The 23,833-nt window shown below is 68.7% G+C and carries 19 protein-coding genes and 3 pseudogenes; 17 read left to right on the plus strand and 5 right to left on the minus strand.

Going from position 1 to position 23,833, the window contains the following annotated elements:
• Window positions 1–534: 534 nt before the first annotated feature.
• On the minus strand, window positions 535–1,302 hold the full coding sequence (locus AB0B58_RS25595) for a class I SAM-dependent methyltransferase (RefSeq protein ID WP_360228358.1): 768 nt from the start codon (window positions 1,300–1,302) through the stop codon (window positions 535–537).
• Window positions 1,303–2,169: 867 nt separating this feature from the next.
• On the opposite strand from AB0B58_RS25595, the gene AB0B58_RS25600 reads away from it, so the two are divergent.
• From AB0B58_RS25600 to AB0B58_RS25665, 14 genes and pseudogenes are all read left to right on the plus strand, one after another.
• Window positions 2,170–3,342: an ATP-grasp domain-containing protein gene (locus AB0B58_RS25600; RefSeq protein ID WP_360228361.1), complete on the plus strand. Its 1,173-nt coding sequence runs from the start codon at window positions 2,170–2,172 to the stop codon at window positions 3,340–3,342.
• A gap of 40 nt (window positions 3,343–3,382) precedes the next feature.
• The gene (locus AB0B58_RS25605) at window positions 3,383–4,633 is read left to right on the plus strand and encodes an ATP-grasp domain-containing protein (protein ID WP_360228364.1); all 1,251 of its coding nucleotides are present in this window, start codon (window positions 3,383–3,385) and stop codon (window positions 4,631–4,633) included.
• Complete coding sequence (locus AB0B58_RS25610; protein ID WP_360228367.1) at window positions 4,626–5,693, plus strand: GntG family PLP-dependent aldolase; 1,068 nt, start codon at window positions 4,626–4,628, stop codon at window positions 5,691–5,693. The genes AB0B58_RS25605 and AB0B58_RS25610 overlap by 8 nt, the downstream gene beginning before the upstream one ends.
• A gap of 53 nt (window positions 5,694–5,746) precedes the next feature.
• Window positions 5,747–6,982: an ATP-grasp domain-containing protein gene (locus AB0B58_RS25615; protein ID WP_360228370.1), complete on the plus strand. Its 1,236-nt coding sequence runs from the start codon at window positions 5,747–5,749 to the stop codon at window positions 6,980–6,982.
• Window positions 6,979–7,656: a 7-cyano-7-deazaguanine synthase gene (locus AB0B58_RS25620; RefSeq protein ID WP_360228373.1), complete on the plus strand. Its 678-nt coding sequence runs from the start codon at window positions 6,979–6,981 to the stop codon at window positions 7,654–7,656. Before AB0B58_RS25615 ends, AB0B58_RS25620 begins: the two co-directional genes overlap by 4 nt.
• 4 nt (window positions 7,657–7,660) lie before the next feature.
• A complete protein-coding gene (locus AB0B58_RS25625; protein WP_360228376.1) occupies window positions 7,661–8,026 on the plus strand; it encodes a 6-carboxytetrahydropterin synthase in 366 nt (121 codons plus the stop codon).
• The gene (locus AB0B58_RS25630; RefSeq protein ID WP_360228379.1) at window positions 8,016–8,747 is read left to right on the plus strand and encodes a radical SAM protein; all 732 of its coding nucleotides are present in this window, start codon (window positions 8,016–8,018) and stop codon (window positions 8,745–8,747) included. Before AB0B58_RS25625 ends, AB0B58_RS25630 begins: the two co-directional genes overlap by 11 nt.
• Complete coding sequence (gene folE / locus AB0B58_RS25635; protein WP_360228382.1) at window positions 8,747–9,337, plus strand: GTP cyclohydrolase I; 591 nt, start codon at window positions 8,747–8,749, stop codon at window positions 9,335–9,337. The genes AB0B58_RS25630 and folE overlap by 1 nt, the downstream gene beginning before the upstream one ends.
• A 121-nt stretch (window positions 9,338–9,458) precedes the next feature.
• A complete protein-coding gene (locus AB0B58_RS25640) occupies window positions 9,459–10,622 on the plus strand; it encodes an MFS transporter (RefSeq protein WP_360228385.1) in 1,164 nt (387 codons plus the stop codon).
• A gap of 127 nt (window positions 10,623–10,749) precedes the next feature.
• Window positions 10,750–11,673 carry a fatty acid desaturase gene (locus AB0B58_RS25645; RefSeq protein WP_360228388.1) on the plus strand — a complete coding sequence of 308 codons (924 nt, stop codon included), beginning with the start codon at window positions 10,750–10,752 and terminating at the stop codon, window positions 11,671–11,673.
• Window positions 11,673–12,380: a phenylalanine--tRNA ligase beta subunit-related protein gene (locus AB0B58_RS25650; protein ID WP_360228392.1), complete on the plus strand. Its 708-nt coding sequence runs from the start codon at window positions 11,673–11,675 to the stop codon at window positions 12,378–12,380. Before AB0B58_RS25645 ends, AB0B58_RS25650 begins: the two co-directional genes overlap by 1 nt.
• Before the next feature lie 706 nt (window positions 12,381–13,086).
• Window positions 13,087–14,790: pseudogene (locus AB0B58_RS25655) on the plus strand (AAA domain-containing protein); the annotation flags it as partial.
• Window positions 14,791–14,881: 91 nt separating this feature from the next.
• A pseudogene (locus AB0B58_RS25660) lies at window positions 14,882–14,941 on the plus strand (hypothetical protein); the annotation flags it as partial.
• 48 nt (window positions 14,942–14,989) lie between these two features.
• Window positions 14,990–15,415, plus strand: coding sequence for a hypothetical protein (locus tag AB0B58_RS25665; protein WP_360228578.1), 426 nt, complete (start codon window positions 14,990–14,992; stop codon window positions 15,413–15,415).
• A gap of 325 nt (window positions 15,416–15,740) precedes the next feature.
• Here the strand turns inward: AB0B58_RS25665 and AB0B58_RS25670 are convergent, their stop codons facing one another.
• The 3 genes and pseudogenes from AB0B58_RS25670 to AB0B58_RS25680 form a co-directional block, all read right to left on the minus strand.
• Window positions 15,741–16,763, minus strand: a complete 1,023-nt coding sequence (locus AB0B58_RS25670) for an ATP-binding protein (RefSeq protein ID WP_360228395.1) — start codon at window positions 16,761–16,763, stop codon at window positions 15,741–15,743.
• Entirely contained in the window at window positions 16,760–17,050 is a 291-nt protein-coding gene (locus AB0B58_RS25675) for a hypothetical protein (protein ID WP_360228398.1), read from the minus strand. The genes AB0B58_RS25670 and AB0B58_RS25675 overlap by 4 nt, the downstream gene beginning before the upstream one ends.
• Window positions 17,051–17,349: 299 nt before the next feature.
• A pseudogene (locus AB0B58_RS25680) lies at window positions 17,350–17,579 on the minus strand (DDE-type integrase/transposase/recombinase); the annotation flags it as partial.
• On the opposite strand from AB0B58_RS25680, the gene AB0B58_RS25685 reads away from it, so the two are divergent.
• The 3 genes from AB0B58_RS25685 (at window position 17,562) to AB0B58_RS25695 (ending at window position 22,576) form a co-directional block, all read left to right on the plus strand.
• Complete coding sequence (locus tag AB0B58_RS25685; RefSeq protein ID WP_360228401.1) at window positions 17,562–20,072, plus strand: hypothetical protein; 2,511 nt, start codon at window positions 17,562–17,564, stop codon at window positions 20,070–20,072. The pseudogene AB0B58_RS25680 and the gene AB0B58_RS25685 overlap by 18 nt on opposite strands.
• Window positions 20,069–21,322 carry a hypothetical protein gene (locus AB0B58_RS25690; RefSeq protein ID WP_360228404.1) on the plus strand — a complete coding sequence of 418 codons (1,254 nt, stop codon included), beginning with the start codon at window positions 20,069–20,071 and terminating at the stop codon, window positions 21,320–21,322. Before AB0B58_RS25685 ends, AB0B58_RS25690 begins: the two co-directional genes overlap by 4 nt.
• A 342-nt stretch (window positions 21,323–21,664) precedes the next feature.
• Window positions 21,665–22,576 carry a hypothetical protein gene (locus tag AB0B58_RS25695; protein WP_360228407.1) on the plus strand — a complete coding sequence of 304 codons (912 nt, stop codon included), beginning with the start codon at window positions 21,665–21,667 and terminating at the stop codon, window positions 22,574–22,576.
• A 325-nt stretch (window positions 22,577–22,901) separates the two neighbouring features.
• On the opposite strand, the gene AB0B58_RS25700 is transcribed toward AB0B58_RS25695, so the two are convergent.
• Entirely contained in the window at window positions 22,902–23,372 is a 471-nt protein-coding gene (locus tag AB0B58_RS25700) for an RDD family protein (RefSeq protein WP_360228410.1), read from the minus strand.
• Window positions 23,373–23,833: the final 461 nt, after the last annotated feature.

Consider the following 23,833-nt stretch of genomic DNA (forward strand, 5'->3'; position numbering starts at 1 on the left):
GGACCGCAGCACCTCATCGCCTCAGGTGCACCGTTCTCGGCAGATCAATACACGGCCGGTGTAGCGGCAACGCCATGGTCGCACCACCCCGTCGCCGACCAGCGCGTCCTGGATAGACATGGCCGAGATGGGCACTCAACAAGTCCGCCGTTGGGGTTCAACTCGACCACGGACGCAAGAACTCGAATCGACCCTTGACCTCGGTTGTTGGCAATAGGTGCGTGTCGGGATCGACACACACCTATTGCCAAAGTGCCATAGGGCCACCTACGAATTTCCACCTCAATGGCCAAGCGGAAGCCGCTCGGCAGGAATTCACTCGGGCGGATTCCCTGTGAAGCCCGCACGCAGGCGGCCGAGTCACGCCCGGCGCGGCGATCGAGGCCGACCGACCGTCGACGCTTCGGACGCCGCGGACCTTTGGCCGGCCGGCAACGCTCGGCCTGCTCCCCCGCTTCACCGGGCGCTGTGTGGCCTGCGATGACGTCGTCATGCGGTGTTCAGCGGGTCTTTCCGAGTCCGGCGTCACCGGCGTCACGCGGCCCGTGACGGTTTGCCAGCCCGCACCACGAACCAGTGCCGGGACAGCCGGACTCCTCGGCCGCTCGTGGCCCGGTCGAGGTAGTGCGAGAAGCGGTACCGGTCGGCCTCTGGATCGAAATCCTCGAAGATCGGCACGACCTGAAGAAAGCGCTGGAGATCCTCGGGGCAGTAGAAGAACTGCTCGTACGCGAACGTGCGTTCCTCCTCGACATGCAGTCCCGCCTCGCGCAGCTGAGCCGAGGCCTCACGCATGAGCGGCTCGCCCGTCCAGCGTCCAAAGAGCTGCCCTCTGCCGAACGACTCCTTCAGCTCGCGCGCGTCCTGTTCGCCGATGCCCATGTAGAGCAGCGTGCCGCCCGGGCGCAGCAGCCGGGCGAACTCGGCCTGGGCGAGCGGCCCCCGTCTCGACGTCAGGACGTCGAACGACTCGTCCGGGTACCCCGTCGCGCCAGCGTCCCTCAGGTCGAAGGTGACATGCTCCACCTCCGCCTCCCGCTGCCGGGTCCGCGCCGAGGCCAGCATCTCTGCGGACAGGTCGATCCCTGTCACCGCGGCGTAGTGGGAGGCGACGCGCAGCAGGTTTCGGCCGTCCGCGCAGCCGACGTCGAGCAGGGTGCGCTCTTGGCCGCCGAGTTCTTCCATCGCGGCGTTGAAGAAGTCCTCGGGATTTCCTTGTGGATAGTCGGTGGTCCGGCGGGTACCGGTGGAATACGCGCCGAATCTGTCGGCGACCTTGGAATAGAACTGCGGATTCGTCACGTCTTCTCGGCTCTCTGAAGGTCTTCGTGGAAACGCTGGAAGCAGATTTCCGGTCGCCGCTTACGCACCCATGTGAGATTCTCCACGGTGGCGGGTGGTCGCCTACATGGGGATGGAAATGATGCGATGCGGCTAGCCAACTGTTGGACATTGCGCGGCGTCCCGCTTCTCCGGAATCCGTCTCGCTGCCCCGGAAATGGTCGCCTCGGTGAACGATGGGCGAACCGGAGTATGTTCACCCATCGGTGCCGCCAGGAGGCGGTTCACGCGCTGAGAGCAGCTTTTCTATCACGCCCGGTGGGGTGGCGTGGGGGCACCGAGGCTCGCCGTCGGCCCTTGCAGCCAGCTTGTTACGTCTCGTTGGGAACACATATCAGCAGCTCAGGGCGGTTGTCCTAGATGGCTTGCCGGTCGCTCGGCGTACCCCCGTTCACTGCTATGTGATCTATGACGCAGCGTAGCGGAATTTGATATGAAGGTCGCTGACCTGCGGCAATGTCCATCAACGACATTCGCGGCGTTGCGGGTTGTTGCCGGGCCGTGTCATGATCCTCATCGCTGGTTGTTCCAGGTCATGGGGGTGACTCGATTGTCGAGCAAGGTTATTTTCCTGAGCACGTATAGCTCACATCTCGCCGGTGCGGCTAGTCATATGCCGACCGGGCGGATCCTTTCGCTGCGACTGCCGTAGCAGCAGCGCATTCGGCCGTCGTCACGGCATTCTTCACACCACACACCACACACCGCACACCGCCTGCGTCTCGTCACCGGGCTGCGGCCATTGTCGTGGGCGTTGTCGTGGGCGTTGTCAGCCCGCGAAACGCACTGTCGCTTCGCCATGGAAGGAACGGGTTGAACACTCGCTCTGTGCAGCTGCGTACCGTCCTAATCCTGGGAGGGCGGCGGATCGAACCTCTCGTCGCCGCCCGCGAAGCGGGACTGAGGGTTGTCTACCTGGGACCCAGGCAGGCCATCTCGGCCCGTCACCTAGAGCTGGCCGACACCGTCATTGGAGTCGACGATGTGGACGCCGCCCGCGCTCTACTCGATGGGGCGCACGCGGGCCTCGGGCTCGACGCCGCCGTGCCCGTGGTCGATTCGCACGTGACCCTGGCGGGAGACGTGAGCGAGACCCTGCCGTCGCCCGCCAACCCGGCATCCGCCTATCGCGCGAGTCACGACAAGGCCCGCATGCGGACGGCGCTGGCCGGCTCGGACCTCGCGGTGTCGTGGGCCGGGGTGCGTACGGCATCCGACGCGCGACGGGCGATCGCCGACGTCGGGCTGCCCGGCATTCTCAAGCCGGTCGACGGCACCGGAAGCAACCGGATCCACCTGATTTCCCAGCCACAGGACCTGCCCGTCCTGCCGGACAGCCCAGAGGCCGGTGAGCCGGAATGGATCTATGAGGAGTTCCTCAGCGGTCCTGAGTACAGCATCGAGACCTTCTCGGCGGACGGTGCGCACACCGTGCTGGCTGTCACGGAGAAGTTCAAGTCGGCCCACTTCGTAGAGGTCGGTCACCTGGTCCCGGCCCGGATCGACGCGCACCTCGCCGGACGGATCGGCGCGGCGGCCGGTCGCGTGCTGTCCGCCATTGGCTTCCGCGAGGGCCTGGCGCACACAGAAGTGATCGTTACCGACGCCGGAGTGCGGGTCGTCGAGACCCATGTCCGGCAGGGCGGCGACGCGATTGTGGAGCTGGTCCGGCTCGCCACCGGCACCGACATGCAGCGGCTGCTGTTCCGCTGGCTGGCTGGGCATCCGGTCGATCCAGCGGCATCCGAGCATCGGGCCGCGGCAATCTGGTTCCTGACCCCCGAGCCGGGGTGCGTCGCCGCGGTGGAGGGCGAGGCCGAGGCCGCCCGGATGCCGGGTGTCACCGAGGTCGTTGTCACGGTACGGCCCGGCGGCGAGATCCATGAGCCGCGCAGTTCGCAGGGGCGGTCCGGTTTCGTCATCGCCGTGGGTGCCCATGCCGACGAGGCGCTCGTCCGAGCGCGCGCGGCCGCCGGCGTCATCACTTTCCCTCGTCATTAATTTCGTCCGTGCGAGCGGACCACGGCGCCACGGAGGCGGCATGTCCTACATCGTCGTGATCAACCCGGTCAAGACGGGTGCGAAGTACAAGAAGGAGGTGCACGACAAGGGCTTTCAACTCCTGTCGGTGTATGCATTCAGCCGGGAACTGCTCGACGAGCGATGGCCGGGGTACGCGGACGGCGACGACGTGACAGTTCACGCCCGTGACGTCTCGTCGATCGTGCGCGAGCTGGCGCCGTACCGGGATCGGACAGTGGCCGTCGTGCCCGGCGAGGACTCGTCGGTGAGCCTGGCAGACGAAGTGGCCGAGGCGCTCGGGCTGCCCGGCAACGGCTCTGAGCTCTCGAAGGCCCGCAACCACAAGGACGCCATGCGCGCGCTCGCGGAGCGGGCGGGCCTGCGCATACCGCGGTGGCGGCTGGTCGGCGACGCTACCGATATTCCCGCGGCCGCTCGCGAGGTCGGCTTCCCGGCCATCGTCAAGCACACGGCGGGTGGAGGCTCGCACGGTGCGATGCTCATTCCCGACGAGGCCGCTCTGGCGGGACTCGGCGCGTTGCAGCGGACCGACCACTACCTCGAGCCCGTACGGCAGTGGCTCGTGGAGCAGTACGTCAGGGGGCGCGAGATCGCTGTCAACGCGATCAGCTTCGAGGGCGTGCACCACATCGTGGACATGTGGCACTACTCGCAGCCGGATGACGGCGACTACGACTTCCCCTACTGGGACAACGTGCAGATGAGCCGCTCCGACCTGGACTGGGCGGCCGTGGCGGAGTTCGCGGAGCGGGTCCTCGACGTCTACGGGATCCGGCTGGGTCCCAGCCACACCGAGGTCAAGGTCGCGACCGACGGCGTCTACCTCATCGAGACCGCCGCCCGGCTGGGTGGCGGGCCCTTCACCGAGATGTGGATGGCACACAGTGACTTCAACCCGTTCGCGGCCGACATCGACTGCCGCCTGGGCCGCCGGCCAGCCAAGTTCGGCACCGACGTCGCGTTCGACGCGGCATTCGGCGCCATCGCCATCCGCAACGACGGGCCCCCCGGCATCCTGCGGGAGATCAAGGGGCTGATGGACTTTCAGTCCGCGCCCGGCGTCGAACGGGTCCTGGTCGCCTACGCGCCTGGAGATGCGGTACCGACGACCGACAGCACACGGACCATCCCGCTCGGCGCGTGGGTCCACGGGCGTACGCCGGCGGAGGTGCGCAGCCGCCTGGCCGATCTGCGGGCGCTCGTGCACCTTGACATCGACCGGACGGCGACGGGTGCCGCCGGTGCTTGACTTTCGCAGCGACACGGTCACCCGGCCGACCGAGGCGATGCTCGCGGCCATGGTCGCGGCCGAGGTCGGCGACTGCGGGTATGGCGAGGACGTCACCACCAACGAGCTGGAGCGCAGCTGCGCGGACATGCTCGGCACGGAGGACGCCGTCTTCATGACCTCCGGGACGCTTAGCAACCAGTGCGCGCTGCAGATCCACGCCGGTCGCGGCGACGAAGTGATCGTCGACCAGTCCTCGCATCTGAACACGTTCGAGAGCGGATCGTGCGCCCAGCTCGGTCAGGTGACGCTGAACATGCTGGAGACCGCGGACGGCATCGTCACCGCCGAGGGCATCGACGAGGCGCTCGACAAGAAGCGACGGCTGTCCTGGACCGCGCGGCCCGTCCTGGTCGGGCTCGAGAATACGATCAACCATCACGCGGGCCGGGCGTTGAGCCCAGCGCGGATCGCCGCGACGGCTGAGCACGCGAAGGCCAAAGGGCTGCGAGTGCACCTCGACGGCGCCCGGCTATTCAACGCCTGCGTCGCCCACCGGGTCGACGTCAGGAGGTTCACGGCCTCCGTGGACACGTTGTCGATCTGCTTCTCCAAGGGGCTCGGTGCGCCGTTCGGAAGCGTGCTCGCCGGCGGCCGCGAGGAGATGCGCAAGGCGCGGTACTACCGCAAGCTCTTCGGCGGCGACCTGCGCCAGTCCGGGTACATGGCCGCGGCGGCGCTCTACGCGCTGCGGAACAACGTCGAGCGGCTCGCCGAGGACCACGCCCTCGCCGCCTACCTCGCAGAGGGCCTGCGAGAGCTCGGCCTCCGGCTCACTGTGGACCGACCCGAGACCAACATCGTCAACGTCGCGACCGGCCCCGACATGCGCGCGGCGGAGTTCGCCGAGCAGGCGCTCCGGCACGGTCTGCAGGTGTACGTCGTGTCGGACGACATCGTCCGCTTCGTTACCCACCTCGACGTCGGTCCGGCCGACGCCCAGGCGGCTCTGAAGATCGTCGGCGCGGTGCTGGCCGAGTCCGCCCCTCAGACACTCGAATCGATCGGACTGATGCAGTGACAACGACCTGGACAGTGGAGCGGGCGGCCCGGAGCCGTCCTCAGCTTGTCCTCGTGGGCAGCGGTGACGCCTACTTTCGGCGCTACTCGCTCGAGGACCTGGCGAGCGAGTACGACGTCTGGCTGCTCGCGGCCCGCCCGCCAGTGTGGGAGCGCGAGTACGTCGCCGGCTGGGCGGTCAAAGACTTCGGCGATGCCGGCGCCCTCGCCGAGTTCGTCGGCCGGCTGCCGTCAGGCGCCCGGCCCGACGGCATCCTTTCCTGGGTCGAGACCCTCGTCGGTCTCAGCTGCACCGTCGCGGCGCGGCTGGGCCTGCCCGGCACCGACCCGGCGGCGATCGATCTCAGCCGGGACAAGCTCGACGTCCGCGAGCGACTAGCCGCCGCAGGCCTGCCGCAACCCGGGTTCGGCGGGGCGTCGACCGCCGCGGATGCGCTGCGCCTGCTCGACGACATCGGCTACCCCGCGGTTCTCAAACCGCGCCGGCTGGCCGGCAGCTGCGGTGTCCTTCGGGTCGACGCCGCCGAGGACGTGACCCGGCGGTTCGAGGCGGTCGCCGGCGCCGAGTTCTTCGGCGTGGCGAACCCCGAGAGCGACCGTGTCCTTGTCGAGGAGTTGCTCGTCGGTGACGAGATCAGCGTCGACAGCGCCTGCCGGGACGGCGTAGTGACGCCGCTGATCGTCGCTCGTAAGCGGTCGAGCCCGCCTCCGTACTTCGAAGAGCTCGCCCACACCGTGAGTGCCACCGACCCGCTCCTCGAGTCGACCGAGCTGCGGGACCTGCTGCAGCGCATCCACGACGCGCTGGGGCTGGACAACCTCATGACCCACATCGAGCTGCGGCTCACGGCAGCGGGGTTGCGCCTCATCGAGGTGAACCCGCGCCTGGGCGGTGGCATGATCCCGTACCTGGGCGGGCTCGCTACCGGGGTCTCACTGCCCAGGGTGGCGGCAGGCATCGCGGTCGGCGAAATGCCCGATCTGACCCCGCGAGCGGCGCGGGTGGCCCACGTGGAACTGCTCTATCCGGACCGGGATCTGGTCCTGGAGTCCGTCGAGGTCGATCACAGGGACCTGCCGGAAGAAGTGCATTCCCTGGTCATCACCAAGAAGTCCGGCGACATTCTGCGGCTACCGCCTGAAGGCAACTCGAACATGTGTCGCTACGGCTATCTGATCACTCTAGGGCAGACTCCGGAAGTGTGCCGGGCTGCCGCAGCCAAGGCTCGCGAGAGCATATCGGTGACCGGCCATCCCCTCTCTTTGGAAATGGTGAAAACGCAGCTGTGACAACACCCAAGGCTCTGGTCGTCCTCTCCGGAGGCATCGACTCCATGGTTCTGACCCACATGCTTGTGGCAGAGAAACGCGAGGTGAGCGCGCTAGGGATCGACTACGGCCAGCGGCACCGCAACGAGCTCGACTACGCCCGGCGAGCGACGGAAAAGCTCGGGGTCGAGCTTGTCGTGGCCGACCTCAGTGGCTACTCCGCGCTGATGCGCGGCTATTCCCTGACCGATTCTGAGGTGGCCGTGCCGGACGAGCATTACACCACCACGGGCAGCGTAAATGTCATTCCCAATCGTAACCCGGTATTCATGACAGTCGCTTACGCGCACGCTATCGTGCGGGGTGCCAGCGAGATCCACCTCGGTTTCCTCGCGGAGGATCCCGACACGGTTCCCGATACGTCGGCCGCCTACCTCGCAGCTTTCAACGCGATGGAGGCCGAGGCGGTCAAAGGGCTGGCCGACCCGCCACCCACCGTCGTCGCACCCTTCTCGACCCTACGCAAGGCCGAGGTGCTGAAGCTCGGCGAGAAGCTGGGCGTCGACTGGCGCGATACCTGGACCTGTTTCAAGGGCGGCGCAGTCCAATGCGGAACATGTGCGGCCTGCCACGACCGCCGGAGCGCCTTCGCCGAGGCCGGAATCGACGATCCCACCCCCTATCTGAAGGACTGACCCGATGTACTCCATCACCAAGGAATTCGCCTTCTCCGCGAGCCACCGGCTCGACGGCTTGCCCGAGGACCACCAGTGTGCCCGGCTGCACGGCCACAACTACGTCATCGTCCTGGAGCTGGCTTGCGGGGAGACCGAGCTGACCGCGCCGGGCTTCGTCCGCGACTACGGCGAGCTGGCCGACTTCAAGCGCTGGATCGACGACACGGTCGACCACCAGCACCTGAACGACGTGGTCAAGGGCATCAACCCAGCCGCGGAGAACCTCGCGAAGTGGATCTTCGATGAGTGGGTCATCCGGTACCCGGAGCTGAGCGCGGTGCGGGTGTCGGAAACCCCCAAGACCTGGGCGACATACCGTGCCGGCTGACACCTCCACCGCGCGGAAGATGGTCGTCAACGAGATCTTCGGCCCCACGGTGCAGGGCGAGGGGCCGTCGATGGGCAGGTCGTGCGCATTCGTCCGACTGGGCGGCTGCAACTTGACCTGCGCCTGGTGCGACACCGCGTACACCTGGGACTGGACCGGCAAGAGCAACGACGGCACGGCATACGACCCGAAGACCGAGTTGCACGCCATGGACGTCGACGACGTGGTGACGCGCCTACTAGCCATGGGCGTCGGGCTCGTCGTCGTCTCGGGCGGAGAGCCCCTGCAGCAGCAGGAGACTCTGACCCGGCTGTGCGGTGCGCTCGCCGGGCACGGCGTGGCCGTCGAGATCGAGACGAACGGCACCATCGCGCCCCGGGCGTCACTGGTCGAGACCGGAGTCCGCTTCAACGTGTCGCCGAAGCTGCGGCACAGCGGCGTGACCCCGGCCGCGGCAATCCGGCCGGACTCATTGCGCGCCCTGGCTGGGACCGCCGGCGTGGCGTTCAAGTTCGTCTGCCGGGATCGCGGCGATGTCGCCGAGGTGGGCGCCATCGTCGATCAGTACCAGCTCGGCCCGGTGTGGGTCATGCCCGAGGGGCAGGACCAAGAGGCGGTGTCCCGGCATCTCGCCCTCATCGCCGATGCCGCGGTGGAACGCCGCTGGAATCTCTCAACCCGAATCCATGTGCAGGCGTGGGGAAAGCGCAGGGGAGTCTGATGCTCGAGGTAGCGCTGGAAGTAGTCGAGGAGAAGATCGGCCCGTCGGTCGACGTCTCGCGGATCGAGGACCTGGCCCGGCAGATCCTGATCGAGATCGGGGAGGACCCCACCCGGGAGGGGCTGCAGGACACACCGCGCCGGTACGCGAAATGGTGGCGCGAGTTCGTCGAGTACGACCCGGGCACGGTGGACACGGTCTTCACCAGTGCGACGGCGGGACAGACGGTCCTGGTGTCGGGGATCACCGTGTGGTCTCTGTGCGAGCATCACCTGCTGCCGTTCAACTGCACGCTGGCGATCGCGTACCGGCCGCAGAGCAGCCTGCTCGGGTTGTCGAAGTTCGCCCGGATAGCGCACCGCCACGCCCACAAGCTGCAGGTGCAGGAGCGACTCGTGGTCAACATCGCCGACGAGATCACCGAGCTGACCGGATCGGCCGACGTCGCGGTCATCGGCCGAGGCGAACATCTGTGCATGACGATGCGGGGCGTCCGCACGCCTTCGCTGATGTCGTCGTCGGTCTTCCGCGGCGAGTTCGAGAAGTCGGACGCCGCGCGGGCAGAACTGTTCGCCTTGGTCGCCATGTAGCGGCCCGTACCTTCCCACGCCGGCGGGAGTCCGGGGGACACCGAGGACAGGGGAAAGCGGGAAAGTGATCTCAGCTGCCGTGCGTCGTTACCGGGACCTCCTTCGCGTACCGGGGATGCGCATGTCGATCCTGCCGGCCCTGGCCGGCAAGTTCCAACCCGGCATGTACAGCCTGAGCCTGCTGATGGTGCTCTCGCACCACCTCGACTATGCGGCGGCGGCCCTGGTGGCGTCCGGCTCGGCGTGGGGAGCCGTGACGTCGCCGGTGCGGGGCAGGTTGCTCGACCGCTTTCCCTACGCCCGGGTGCTGTGGCCGTTGCTGGTACTGCACCTCGGCTTCCTGAGCTTGCTGATCGTGGGCTTGTACCGAGGGTTCCCGCTCTGGACGCTGCTACTGACGGCCTTGTGCGCGTCGGTGGTGGTACCGCCGATCGGCACGGTCACGAGAGTGACCTGGCGGGCCCGGTCGACCCCCGCGGTGCTGCCGACCGCTCTGGCGCTCGACGCCGTCCTGACCGACATCGGGTTCATGGTCGGTCCCGTCCTGGCGATCGGCCTCGGCCAGGCAATCGCTCCCGTCGTGGGCATCGTGACGTGCGCCGTTCTCATGATCCTCGCGGTGCCGCTCATCCTCCGGAACGCCCGCGGCATCGCGTTGGAGCGGCCGCCAACCCGTCCCCACTGGGCCGGCCCGCTGCGCCGGGCGCGGGCGCGATGGGTGTTCCTCGTAGCAGCCCTGTTCTTCTTCGGTGTCAGCGTCATGGAGACGGTGCTGGCCTCGTTCGGCTCGGACGGCGAGGTCACGCTCACCGGCGGTGCGGTGCTCAGCCTCATCGCCGTGGCCAGCATGATCGGCGGCCTGGCGGTTGGGGGCCTGCCGTCCGCCGTGTCTCGGCGGCTCGCCCGGCCCGCCGTCATCATCGCGATGATCGCAGGTGCGGTGCTGCTCATGGCCGGGCTGCTCACGCTCGCGGACTGGTCGGCGTACCTGGCGTGTGTCCCGGTCGGGCTCTGTCTGGGACCGAGTTTCGTGGCCGTCTATGGAGCCGCGGGCGACGCGGCCGGACCCGGGGAGCAGGCCGAGACACAGTCCTGGGTGGCCAGTGCCCTCATGGCCGGCGGTGCCCTCGGCACAGCCGCCGGTGGCTGGGCGGTGCAGAGCTATGGACACGCCCCAGCGCTGGCAATGGGAGGCCTGGTGATGGTCTGCGGCGCGCTCGCCGGCACCCGGGTCGCCCGCCGGCAGGTCGCCGAGCCGCAACCGGAGACTCTCGCGGACGCATGACGTCCGCTTTCAGACGAAAGATGACACGGGGAGAAGCTTCACCATGGTCCAGCCCGGCGCAGATTCGCCGCCAAGGCACCCGGATCTCTACAAGAGAGGATTCCGCAATCCCCCCGAGCTGCGGGCAGTGATCGCGGACGCACACACCACCAAGGTCTTTCGTACGGCGGCCACGGCGCTCGCGGACCAGCTGAGCGTGCCGCTGATCCTCCTGGCCGCTACCTCGCCCGCAGCACGAGAGCGGGGCTGGGCGATCGCCGCGGCAGTCCTGCTCGTCGCCGCCCTGATCGCGGCCCGCCAGCTGCGGGCCCTCGAGAATCTCGTGCACGAAGCCTCCCACTACAACTGGAGCAGGCACCACCGCACGCTCAACGACGTGTTGTCGGCCGTTCTCGCCGCGACTCCCACCGGCGCGAGCATTGGGGCCTATCGGGAGGGTCACCTCCTGCACCACGGGCGTTTCGGGACCCGAGACGACCCCGACCGGCAGCGGTACGAGCAGCTCGCGCTGGAGGACCTCGACAGGTCAGGCGTGCTCCGCTACACCGGCCACATTCTCCGCCGGTTCATCCCCTACCAACGGGGCTGGATCGAGGCGACTGGATCCGCGCCCCTGGTTTCCCTGCTGCCGTTCGGCTGGGCACTCGTGACAGTGGTGACCCCGGCCCTGGTCCTGGGCGGCGCACGGTGGGCCCTGTCGGCCACCGGTGCGTGGCTGCTCTCGTACCTGATCGCGCTGCCGCTCCTACGGTTCGTCGCGGAAAGCAGCGAGCACAACTATCGAGGTACGGACTCCGTCTTCGCCGCCACCATCAGCAACCTCGGGTCACTGCAACGACTAGCGATCCACCCGCATGGCGACGGCTACCACACCATCCACCATCTCTGGCCCGGCGTGCCGCACCACCGGCTCGCCGCCCTGCACCGCGAGCTTCTGGCCGCGAGCCCCGAGTACCGCGAACGGATCCGCTATCGTACGAGCGTCCTGCAGCGGCCGCGGACCGGCATCTCCGGTCCGCGTCTTCCCTCGCCTCGAAGGAGTGACGACTGATGCCCGCGGTCTCTGTGGACCAGACGCTCTACGACCAGTTCCCGGGCGCCGGAATCGCCCTCGTGGTCGCCAGTGACGTGCGCGGCGCCGAGGTGTGGCCCGAGGCCGAGAGAGCGCTGGCGGCGCTGGAAGCCGAGACGGCGGCCGGAACGTTCGTACCGGCCGACGAGAACGATCCCGCGATCAGCACATGGCACGAGGCTTACCGCCGGTTCGGCACCAACCCGCGCCGCGTCCGGCCGAGCGTCGACGCTCTGTGCCGCAGGCTGACACGTACCGGCCGGCTGCCCAGGATCAACGGCCCGGTCGACCTGTACAACAGCCTCTCCGTGCGGCATGCCCTCCCGGCGGGCGCCTTCGACATGGACGCCCTCGGCGGTGACGTGATGGTGCGATTCGCCCGCCAGGGCGACGAGTTCGTCGCCCTGGGCGAGCCGGATACCGTCGAGACACCCCGTCCCGGCGAGGTGGTCTACGCGGACGACATCTCCGTTCTGAGCCGCCACTGGAACCACCGCGACTCGGACCGCACGAAAGTCACCGAGAAGTCCCGCAACATCATCTTCATATTCGAGACCGTACGCGGCCCAGAGGCCGCCGAGCAGCTCCGGACTGCGGCCGGGGAGTTGACTGCGGGGCTCGCTGCGTACGCGGATCGCACGACGACGTACCTGCTCGGTGCCGGCAGCCTCTCCGCGAGCTGGTGACCAGCGTTCTCGGGTAGGTGCGCTGGATGGCCTACCGGCACTCGGCACTTTCGCAAGGCCGTCGAGCTGGGGCCGCCTTACGACCACGGTCCTGCCATGGACACCGGGTCTACTGAAAGCCGTGTCTTGATCTCTCGTTCTTGGTACGAACCGCTCAGGGCCTGGCGTGCGAGGCCAGCAGGACGTCTGCCGGCACCCGTGCTGGCAGGTGACCGCGGGCGGTAGTCTCGGCGCGATGCAGCCGCGGACCGTGCTCGCCGTGCTCGCCGAGTTGGCCCCGGCCGCCGCCGAGCGCATCCTGGACGTCACCCGGGGCTCGCAGCCGATGGTGTGGCTGGAGATCGCGGAGAAGGCGCCGCGGGAGAAGACGGTCGAGCGTCTCGCCGCCCTCGACGCGTTGCACCGCGAGGAGCGCATCCTCCACCGGGGCTGGGGCTTCCTGGCCGGCCGCGCCGAGATCGAGGGCAAGCCTCGCAAGATCCGGTTGCCGCTGCTCAGCCAGCCGGTGCGCCTGGAGCGCTCGCTGCTCGGCTACCGGGTCGTCCCGGCCGGCGACGTCGAGGTGACCCCGCTGGTCGCCGACCGTGAGCTGGCCGCCGCGTTCGAGGCCGCGCCCGGCCTGGCCACACCGGGCTGGCTGGAGGCGATCGGCAGCGGCGCGTGGCTGAGATCGGTCGCCGACGCGACCGGCTTCACCGTCGGCGAGATGATCGGCCCAAAGCAGCGGGTCCCGACGGATGGACTGGTCCTGGTCGCGGCTCCGGCGCTCTTCGTGGTCCGGGACGTGTTCGGCGGCGGCCTCGCCGACAGCCTGCGCAGCTGGGCCGGGCGTGACCTCTCGGCGACCGCGCTCGCCGCTGTCTACGGCGAGTCCGGCACCGGCGAGTCCAGCATCGGCGAGTCCGGAACCGGTGCGATCGGAACCGACCACGAACCGGTCCTGTCGCCGCTGCCGCTGACCGGGCCGCAGGAACGAGTGGTGATCCGGGCCCGATCAGAACCGGTCACGGTGGTATCCGGACCGCCGGGCAGCGGCAAGAGCCACACGGTGGTCGCGGCCGCGTTGGAGGTGGTCGACCGGGGCGGCTCGGTGCTGGTGGCGACCCAGTCCCCGCACGCGGCCGAGGTCCTCGCGGGCCTGCTGGCCCGCTATCCAAGCTCAACGCCGGTCCTCTTCGGCGACGCGGGCGGCCGGGCCGGGCTGGAAGCCGAACTCGCGGCGGGCGCGGAACAGGGGGTCGAGGCGGGCGTCATCCGTTCCGGTCAGGCGCGGATCAAGGCCGCTCATGCAGCGGTACGGATGAGAAGTTCCGAGATCGTGTCCGCGCTGGACATCGAGCGGGCCGCCGCCACGCTCCCCCATCACCAGCCGCGCCTGCCCGAACTCTCCGCCGACGTGCCCGGCGCCTTCACCGGAGCTCTCGACCGGATCCGGGCGCTGCTGGCCGTCGAGCCGGGTACCGGATGGTGGTCCCGGCGCCGCGCTCGTTCGGCCCGGCGCAAAGCGTTCCGGCTGCTCGGCGCGGCTGGGTCCGTACCGGAAGAGATCGTCTCCGAAGCACTCGCCGCGGCCGCCGCGCAGCGTGCCGCCGCCCACCTCGCCGCCACCGGCGGCACCGACCTCGCCACCCGCTGGGCCGCCCTGCACGACGCCGAGCGCGAGCTGCGCCAAGCGGTCGGCCAGGCGATGCGCGACGGCGCGCGCAGCGCGGAGCGCTGGAGCCGCGACGCGCGCCGCGCGGCCGGCGCCCTGGCCTCGGCGTTGCGGGCCGGACGTAACCGCCGCCGCGAGCTACTCGCCCGGATGGAGGCCGCCCCGCTGGTCCGCGCGCTGCCGCTGTGGATCGGCACGGTCGCCGACGTGGAGGATCTACTCCCGCCCGAGCCCGGCCTCTTCGACCTGGTGGTGATCGACGAGGCCTCGCACGTCGACCAGATCCGGGCCGCGCCGGTGCTGGCCCGCGCCCGCCGCGCGCTGATCGTCGGCGACCCGCGGCAGCTGCGGTTCGTCTCGTTCGTCAGCGACGTCGACGTGACCCAGGTGCTCGAGGCGCACGACTGCGACGAGCGTCTCGACGTCCGCCGGGTCAGCACCTACGACCTGGCCACCGCGGCCGCCCCGGTCACCTGGCTGGCCGAGCACCACCGCAGCGTCCCGCATCTGATCGACTTCCCGGCCCGGCGCTTCTACGGCGGCCGGGTCTCGGTGATGACCCGCACCCCGCTCGCCGACGCGACCGACGCCATCGACGTGCTCCACGTCCCGGACGCGAGCCTGGTCAAGGGCGTCAACAAGGCCGAGGTGGCGGCCGCCCTGGCAACCGTGGAGCGGCTGGCGGCGGCCGGTCACCGGGGCATCGGCGTGATCAGCCCATTCCGCGCACAGGCCGAGGCCCTGGAGGCGGCCCTGCTCAAGGCGCTCCCCGTGGAGCACATCGAGGAGCTGCGGCTGCGGGTCGGCACGGTTGCACGCGTTCCAGGGCAGCGAGGCGGACGCGGTAGTGGTCTCCCTGGCCCTGCTCGACGGGGACGCACCGAGCCGTCGCCGCTTCGTCACCGACCCGCCCCTGTTCAACGTCATGGTCACCCGGGCCCGCCGCAAGCTGGTCGTGCTCACGTCCCTGACCGGCCCGCCCGGTCTCCTCGGCGACTATCTGCGGCACGCCGAAGGGCCGCGTGAGGCCGGCCCCGGCGCCGAGCCGTCGGGCTGGGCCGCGGACCTGGCCGCCGAGTTGAAGCGGCTCGAGGTCGAGGTGCGACCGGGATACACGGTCGGCCCGTGGACCATCGACCTCTGCGTGGGAGACGTCGGCGTCCTCTGCGCCGTGCACCCGGACGGACCCGACACCCACCTGGAACGCCAGGGCGCCCTGCACCGGGCGGGCTGGCACCTGATCGACGCCTTCCCGAGCCGCTGGGACGGTGACGTCCGCCGCGCCGCCCTGGAGATCGCGGTCCTGGCCGACGGGCGGCGTGGTGCCGGAACCGGACAGCCCGGTTGGACCGCGATCCCCGAAGCGTATCGTCATCGATAAATATCTTCGCCTGTGCGCGGATCGTCCGATGGGACGTCTCACTCGCGTGCTCCGCTGGGTCACCGCCATCGGCGACGGTGGTGTGGAGAGCGACCGCTCGGTGCGGGTGACGGCCACGCCGACGATGCCGCCACCGAAGGCGCCGACGAACCTGGCGGCCGAGTCGCTGGACAATGGCAAGATCAAGCTGACCTGTTCTGGAACGGGCGGCTTCGCGCGAGGTAGGACGCCCACTCGCGGTAATACGGCGAGGACACGCACGTCGAGTACCACGGCCTGTCCCGCTTTGACAACAGCATCGCGGGGACGCGGCGCGGGCGAGCGGTCAGTAGACGGGAATGTGGTGTGTCACGTCGTACGGGAAATGCAGCCGTACCGAGGTGATACCGCCGCCGGTGTGGACCTTGACGACGTCCGAGAGTTGTCGGGCCAGCCACATGCCCCGTCCGGTGTCGGGATGCGCGTCGGGTGCGAGGTATCCGGCGAGGGGCGGCAGTGGACGCCCGCCCGCGTCGTCGACCTGCACGACGAGGGTGTCCGCGTGCCGCCAGGCGCGCACGCGGACGGGGGCGTCGCCGTGGACGATGCCGTTGGTCGCCACCTCGACGACCGCGATGATGACGTCGATAGCCGCGGAGGCGGAGAATGATTGCCGCAGGGTCCAGGACCCCACGGCGGTATGCACCGAGGCGAGCCCGCCAAGGCCGGACAGGGTTAGGTCCAGGTCGGTGTCGGCCGGTGGCGGCGGCAACGGGATCTCGTTGCGGCGGGCGAGGTAGTCGAGGGCCGGGACGTGCTGGACCGGCACCAGCTTCCCTCCGTCGATGATCTCGTGGTTGTGCAGCAGGCGCACGTTCTCGATGATCAGGGTCGAGTGGCGGCGAGCGTCCCAGATGCAGGTGAGCGGGCAGTCGTACGGGGCGATGACGTCGTTGTAGACCACCTCGTAGGACAGGTATTCGGCGGCGCGGTCGACCGGGCTACTCGGGTCGATATCGGTGGTGATATCCGGCTCGGCGACGATGTGCACGCGCCGGCCCTGGACGTTCTGCTCGGCCGTGTAGCGCCGGAACTCCTCGTATGCGAAGCCCAGCCGCTGGTAGAACGAGCTCGGCTCCCTCCATTCCAGCTGATCGCTCAGCGCGCAGAACTCGGTCCGCACGAGGAGTTCGACCTTGGCGCTGACGATCATCAGGACCGCCGCCCCCCGGGCGAGGAGGTTTTGCAGTACCGGCACGAGCCGGGCCCGCACCGCGTCATCCGAGTCGATGATCAACGCGGCGTGCTCGTACGCTTTGTCGAGCGGTTCGGCGATCTCCTTGTCCGGCAGGTCCGGCCATATCGTCATCGCTCGGCCTCCGGCGGCGCCTGCCCATCCGCGTGCGTCTCGACGACCAGCCCTCCCATGGTGAGCAGGCCGCAGATCTGTAACGCCCGGAACACCACCGGCGCGCAGCTGAGGTGGAGAGTGACACCGCCGGGCCGCGCTTCGCAGCCCTTCATCAGCGCCCGGACGCCGGCCGCGCCGAAGAACCTCACCTGCGTCAGATCCAGTCGGGACGCTCCGGCGCGGATCTCGGCGGCGATTCGGTCTGCGACGTCTCGCCAGTTCCCCTGCTCGATGTCGCCGACCAACCGCAGAACTGGACCGTCTCGTCGGATGGTGCATAGGCCGGCATGCTGTGCATGAAACGGCTCCACCACGATTTCAGCCTCTCATCGCCGTAGCACCGGGGGGACGCACCATTTCGCGGTTGATCGGCGATGGTCGACGTGATGCCGATATGGGATCTTTGACCATTCCACAAGGTATATCGCGGTGACCGGCCTTCTTGTATCCCTCGGTGGGGTGACAACATGCCACACCGACCGCGACCTGTGCTGTTCGACTGCTGCAGGCCGCACATCGGTCTTAGCCGGCGCCCGAGTGGAGACCGCCGGGCCGACCGGGCGTCCCGGCGGACTGACAGCAGGCGTCGGTGACCTGGCCGTACTGATCGATCGCCCGGTAGGCGTGGCGCCACACGCCGTTGACCTTCACGTCGGTCTCGTCGACCAACCAGCGGTCACCCGGCGCGTGCCGGGTGAATCGGGCGGCGTCGGTCAGCAAGGGGGTGAACCGTTGCACCGATCCATAGATCGTCACGTGGTCGACCTCGATGCGCGTTCGGCGCTGCTCAGCAATACCGCGGCCGACGACTGCGGCGCACTCGAAATGCCCGAAACACGCGGAAGGACCCGTATTGTAGGCTCCTTCCCGCGCCGGCCGCGATCACTGAGCGGCCGGGCGCGCTCGCCCGGCGATACACCGATGGAGGATCCGTCAAGCATGGTGGTCGGCCCCGAAACCAGGGAGATCCTGCAGTGCCTGTACGCGCCACGTGCGCGGCAACTCAGATCGCCCGACGACTCCGATGTAGACCGGACTTTGACGCGCACCGACGCCGGGGGCGCCGCCTCGGCGCACCCTGTCTCGGTCTTCACCAAGCAGGCGATCCTGGCCGCGGCCATCGGCCGGAACCCCGACATGCCGACGATCCTGGACATGGTCGATCCGGCGCTGCCCGACCGGACCGCGATCGTCGCCGCCGCGCGGGCATTGCGCTCACCCCAGCCGGCCGCGGCGGCGCCGTTGCTGGCTGACGTGTCGATGGAGCACACGCTGGAGTTCGCGCGCGCTGCGCTCGGAGCCCGTGCCGGAGTTGACGCCCGTTCGACGCTGCGGCCAGCCGCGGTTGCGACGATGGCCACGGACCAGACGGAGGTCGTCGAGCCGGACGACGAGCTTGCCCAGGACGAGGCGGTCGTGGAGGCTCTGCGCCGCTCGGCCAAGGTCGACCCGATCGGCTTCCTGCACCTGGAGCGCCTGCACTTCACGCCAGTGCGCTACCGCAAGGGTGATCTGGTGTACTCGGTGACGCTGATGCCGGGCGAGACCGTCCGGCTCACCCATCGGGAGTGGTCGAAGACCGAACGTGAATTCACCAGCCTGGTGGCGGAGACCCTGGAGAACGAGCAGGAGCAGTCGGTCGCCGAGAAGAGTGAACTCACTGAGTCCAACAGTACGCAGCGCTCGCACTCGATGGCGTTCAGCGCCTCGATGAACGTCAGCGGCAACTATGGCTTCGTTTCCTTCGCCGCCAACGCCGGGTTGAAGGTCGACGACCAAATCGCCTCGACCAAGGAGGTCAGTGGTACACAGTCGCGGGAGAGCACCCGCAAGGCAAGCTCGCGGGCGAAGAAGGAGCACAAGGTCACCTTCCGGATCGCCTCGACGACCGAGACGGAGAGCACCAGTTTCCGCGAGCTGAAGAACGCCACGGGCGAGGCCGCGCGGTGGGACTTCCACCGGATGATGCGCGAGTGGAAGGTCGAGCTGTATCGGTACGGGCTACGGCTCACATACGACGTGACCATCCCGGAGCCGGGTGCGTACCTGTTGAGCCAGCATCTGCACGCCGCGCAGCTCACGCAGCGGATCGCCACACCGGTCGAACTCCCCCGCGCCGAGGACGTACAGCCCGAGCACCGCGAAAAGCTACAGATCCGCTACGACGTACTGCTCGACCCGGCGCCCGCGGCGGTGACGATGCACGCGACCGCCACCTTGACCTATGGAGGCACCAACGACAACCAGGCCACCGGCGCCATCGTGATGACCGTCCCTGACGGCTTCGCGATCGACCCGCGCAGTGTCGTGGCCGACGCGCCGATCGAGGCGTGGAAGGGCTGGGACGGCGGCTCGCCACCGAAACCTACCAGCCGGACCAGCTACACCGACCTGCGCGAGGAGGAGAACCGGCAGCGGCTGTCGGGCGCACCGGTGGCGCAGCCGTTCAGCTGGCGGTACACCGTCTACTGGACCGACCACCCGAACAACGACGCGAAAGCCGTCGCGGGCGTGCGGTACGTGGTTGAGCCGTCCCCGGCGACGGTCGCCGAATGGCGCAGCCGGTCGTACGCGCGGTTGGTGGCGGTGCTGCGCGGCCGGCACGAGGAAGAGGCCGCGCAGCTCTCCCAGACACGTGACGCGCTCGTCCAGCGGCTCAGCGGCGACGACGCCCTCGCGCTGCGACGCATCGAGCGCGAGGAGGTGATGAAGAGTGTGCTGCGCTGGATCTTCGGCCCGGATTTCCAGTTCTATCCCGAGGACCTGCCGCCGGGCCCGGAGCGGCCTACCGATGAATCCATCGTGGACAGAAGTACGTGGAGGCGGACGCTGCGGTATGGGCAGCTGATCACATTCCTGCATCAGGCGATCGAGTGGGAGAATGTTGCCTACGTGCTGTATCCGTACTTCTGGTCCGAGCCGACACGCTGGGCTGACCTGCAGGGGTTCCGCCACTATGACCCGACGCACGCGGAGTTTCTGCGCGCCGGGGCGGCCCGAGTCGTGATCACTATCCGGCCAGGGTTCGAGCGGGCGTGGCTGCACCTGGCCGCGACCGGCCGACTCGCCGAACCCAACCCGAACCATGACGACGACGGTAGCGAGTACCTGAGCATCGCCGAGGAGATCAAGGCGGCTGCACACACGTACCAGCCTCATACGCCGGGCACCAACCGGCTAGACCAACCGGGCCTGCTCATCGACGAGTGGACCGAGTGGACCCCGACCGGCGCGCTCGACGTCGCACATGGCGGCCCGCTCGAATGACCGCGACCGACCTCACCGCTGCTTGGCTGCGGGAACTCGACGGACTCGCCGCGCACCAGGGCGATTGGCTGAGCCCACCCGCGCGCCGCGAGGTCCGCGTCGGTGACCTGCCCGCGCAGCCGACACCGCAGGAGTGGGCAACGCTGGGCCCGAAGCTCGTAGCCATGCGGGACCACGTCCTGGCGTTGCAGCGCGGGCCGACGCGGCTGTATCGCAAGTCGCTGTTCCGCGGCGAGCAGTCCGGCCACAGCAACGCCGACGAGCAGTACCGGCTGGAGGAGGACCAGTCCGAGGTCATCGGCAGGCTGTACCTGCTCGACGGGGGGATCAACCCGCCGTTCACGCCGAACCTGCAGCGCTTCGTGGCCTTCGTCCCAGCCACCTACGCCGGAGCCACTGACGGCGGCCACTACGCCTGGGTGCACTACACGCCGGTGTGGGGCGGCGAGCGAGGCGCCGCGCCGCGCGCCCGCGCGGTGGCCAGAGACTACCCGGGTGGGCTGTGGACACACTCATACATCGCCGACTACCTGCTTGGCCATCGCCTGATCGCCGCGTACGCGCACGCCCGCGTGAACGCGGTGCTGCTCCTGCCGGTACACCGTTTCTCGAGTGGTGACGCGCTCGCGCCGCTGGGGCAACCAGCGAACCTGTTGACGATCCTGCGGGAGCTGTTTGGCGCCCTCGAACTCGCCGACCGCCGCCTGCGGGGCCGTGCTGGCCGGCCTCGCCAGATCAAGGCGTACGGGGTGAGCTGTTACAGCTTCGGCGCGCAGTACGCGACACGACCGTTTCAACGCACCGACGTATCCGATGCGGACTACCACCGGCTGCGCGCGGCGGTGCTCCTCGACGGCGTGGCCAGCGAGCCTGTGCGCGTCTGCCGCAGCGCCTTCGGTGACGGCGACGGCGAGCGGTCCTGGCTGGCACTGCCGGTACCCGACTCGCAGGCACCGCGCCGGCTCGCCATGTACCAGCAACCCAACGCCGGCGGCCGGGACTTCGTCGCCGCGGTAGGCGCGGTCCTACGCACCGGTCCCCCGGCGCCGGGCCGGACGATCCGCCGGACACCGGCTTGGCGGCGCAACCATGGCTACTTCCATCGGGTCGACAACCGGCAGATGGTCTGTACGGCCCACGAGGACCGCTGCGGCAGCGGCACGCTCGACTACGCGTATTGCCACTGGCGGATCAACACACTGTTCATGGAGGAGGGCTTCACCTTCTCCCGCGACTGTTTCCAGTGGTGAGCCGTGGACGTCTCGATCGCCTATCCCTGGGGTACGACCCGCGACGAGCAGGGTGGGCTGTACGCGTCATGCGGCTACGACTTTGGCGCACCGCCCTCGGGTTGGGGACACCCGCAGCCCGACGGCCGGAGGGCCGGGTTCTGGGTCAAGCACCTCGCCGACGACCTGCGACTGTTCGGTCAGCTGGGTATCCGTACCGTACGATTCGCAATCCTGTTCAACGGCCTCACCCACGGCACCGACCACGACGCACCGCACCGCCCGGCGCCCGGCGCGCCGTGGCAGTTCACGCCCGTGCCGTTGACCGACCGATTCGTCGAAGACTTCCGCCGCCTGGTCAGAATGTTCGCCGACGCCGCAGCGACCGGCCCGCCGGTCCGGCTGCTACCGGTCATCGTCGGCTTCGACTACCTCGCCGTCCCGGGGAATGGACGCACCGGCCTCACACGCGAGCCGGATCCGTGGAACGGCAAGGCGAACCGGTACTCGCACTTCTTCGACTCCGCCGGGGTGCTGTTCTCCGCGGGTAAACGGGCACAGGCGCTTTCCGGCGCGCCGCTTTCCGGCACAGCGCTCGCGAGGCTCCGAGCGTCGCTGCCCGCCGACCGGCGAAACGGCGACCTCACGTACCGCGACGCGTTCGTGCGGCACGTGGTGGAGCGGCTGGTCGACGAGTTCGAGCCAGGCGCGCCGTTAGAGGCATACCGCTGGCTGATCCACTCGTGGGAGGTGTGCGCCGAACCGGAGATGTGTACCCGCGAACCCGGCTCGGCCGATGACGGCCGGCCGGTGGCGAACGACGACATGCGCGCGTATCTGCGTGAGGCGATCCGCCAGGTCAACCTACGCGGCTTCCGTACGACGGTCGGCTACCAGCACGCCGAGACGATAACCAGCTGGGGCGCTTACCTGACCGGCGACATCGGCCAGTTCCACTACTACGCCGACCGGCCGCTGCACTCTGTGACACCCGGCCAGGCGGCGATGATCGGGGAGACGTCCTCCACCGCGCGGGCACCGTTTGACCTTGAATTCGGCCGCATGCTGGGCCGATGGCCGAATTCGCTGCAGGAACGGCTGGAGTGGTTCGAGTACAAGGGTTATCGCGAGGTGTTCCTCTGGTCGGCCGAACGACGCCCGTCAAACAGGCTCGCGAGCTGGACGGAGTCGGAGCACCGGCAGATCGCGGCGTTCAACCTGGGATTGCGGGTCCTCGGACTGCGCAATCGGCTGCGGACCCCAGCGCGCCGGTGAGGCTGGCCACCCGGTGGTGGCTATTGGCCGCCCAGGCTGCCTGGTCGGGTTGGGCGGTGTGCGGTGCGGTCGGCGAGGTGCGGCGTCGGGTGGTGGGACGGCGTCAGCGGGCAACCGGAGGTGCCAGCCGTGGTAGATCAGGTCGCAGTCGGTCAGCGTCTGATCGCCGGTGAGGTGTCGGTGCACACGGTGATCGCAGCCAGAGAGTTGGCTTGCGACCTGGCTCGAGCTCATGCCGGCGTCGGCCGGCCCGTGCTCAAGCGGAAGGCAACTTGAGCACGGGCTGGCTGGCGTGTACATGTCACTGATGTGAGCGTGGCACCGGTCAGCCGACCTTGAGGACCTGGGTGCCACCGGCGAACTTGTCGAACCAGTGCTGACGCTGCGGGTCGCTGTTGATGTTGACCACGATCAAGATCACCGCTGCCAGCCCGGCCATCCCGCCCAGGACGGCGCCGATGATCGGAACAACGCCGGCGATGCCGAACGCCGTGAAGATGTTCCGGCGGACGGCCTGCTCCAGCGTCGGGTTGCTGACGTGACCTGGCCCGAACACCTTGAGCTTCATCACCTGCTTACCGATCGTCTGGCCCCGGCTGGACTCGAGGTAGGCGAAGTAGCCGAGATACAGGGCTGCGGTTGCCACCGCAGAGATGAACCCGGTGAGCAGCCAGGAATCCGACATGAACGCGAGCACGATGTTGAGGATCACGCCCGCGACGCCGACGATGATTCCGTCGATGAACCTCGCCACGAACCGGTCGATCAAGCTGCCCGGTTGGCCAACTGCGTTCATGGGCATTCCCGCGGCGCCACTCATCGGCTGAGTGAAGGGCGGCGGTGTGTAACCGGCCGCCGATGGCGGAGCACCGTAGGCAGGCGGCGGGGGCGGAGCACCGTAGGCAGGCGGCGGAGCTACGGGAGGTGCAGGGAAAGCCGGCTCATTGCCGCGCGACCCCGGGAAGGGCTCGGGACTGACCATATTGTGTTCCAATTCTGGTAGGTACGGTGCGGTTGGGCCTGCGAGAAGCTGAAGAAGTTAGACACCCTCCTACATGCGGCTTTGAATGCCAACGCTGTACTCCAGACTCCAGCAGGAGATCCGAGGCCGAGCCCGGACAGAGCATGTCGTCAGAGCCGAGCGATCACTCTGTTGGCGAGGTCCGACCCGATCCGCGGCCGCCCAGTACCAGCGTCGCCGTCAAGAAGGCGCCGAGAGCGCTGAACTTGCCGTATTTCACAGCCATCCCGATCGGT

This window comes from Actinoplanes sp. NPDC049118, from assembly GCF_040648555.1.
In the GTDB taxonomy this organism is placed as follows: domain Bacteria; phylum Actinomycetota; class Actinomycetes; order Mycobacteriales; family Micromonosporaceae; genus Actinoplanes.

Excerpts from the sequence above, each read along its gene's own strand:
- AB0B58_RS25690 (WP_360228404.1), top strand. The coding sequence starts at position 20,069 with ATGACCGCGACCGACCTCACCGCTGCTTGGCTGCGGGAACTCGACGGA.
- AB0B58_RS25650 (WP_360228392.1), top strand. The coding sequence starts at position 11,673 with ATGCCCGCGGTCTCTGTGGACCAGACGCTCTACGACCAGTTCCCGGGC.
- AB0B58_RS25700 (WP_360228410.1), bottom strand. The coding sequence starts at position 23,372 with ATGAACGCAGTTGGCCAACCGGGCAGCTTGATCGACCGGTTCGTGGCG.
- AB0B58_RS25625 (WP_360228376.1), top strand. The coding sequence starts at position 7,661 with ATGTACTCCATCACCAAGGAATTCGCCTTCTCCGCGAGCCACCGGCTC.
- AB0B58_RS25695 (WP_360228407.1), top strand. The coding sequence starts at position 21,665 with ATGTTCGCCGACGCCGCAGCGACCGGCCCGCCGGTCCGGCTGCTACCG.
- AB0B58_RS25640 (WP_360228385.1), top strand. The coding sequence starts at position 9,459 with ATGTCGATCCTGCCGGCCCTGGCCGGCAAGTTCCAACCCGGCATGTAC.
- AB0B58_RS25670 (WP_360228395.1), bottom strand. The coding sequence starts at position 16,763 with ATGACGATATGGCCGGACCTGCCGGACAAGGAGATCGCCGAACCGCTC.
- folE (WP_360228382.1), top strand. The coding sequence starts at position 8,747 with ATGCTCGAGGTAGCGCTGGAAGTAGTCGAGGAGAAGATCGGCCCGTCG.
- AB0B58_RS25605 (WP_360228364.1), top strand. The coding sequence starts at position 3,383 with ATGTCCTACATCGTCGTGATCAACCCGGTCAAGACGGGTGCGAAGTAC.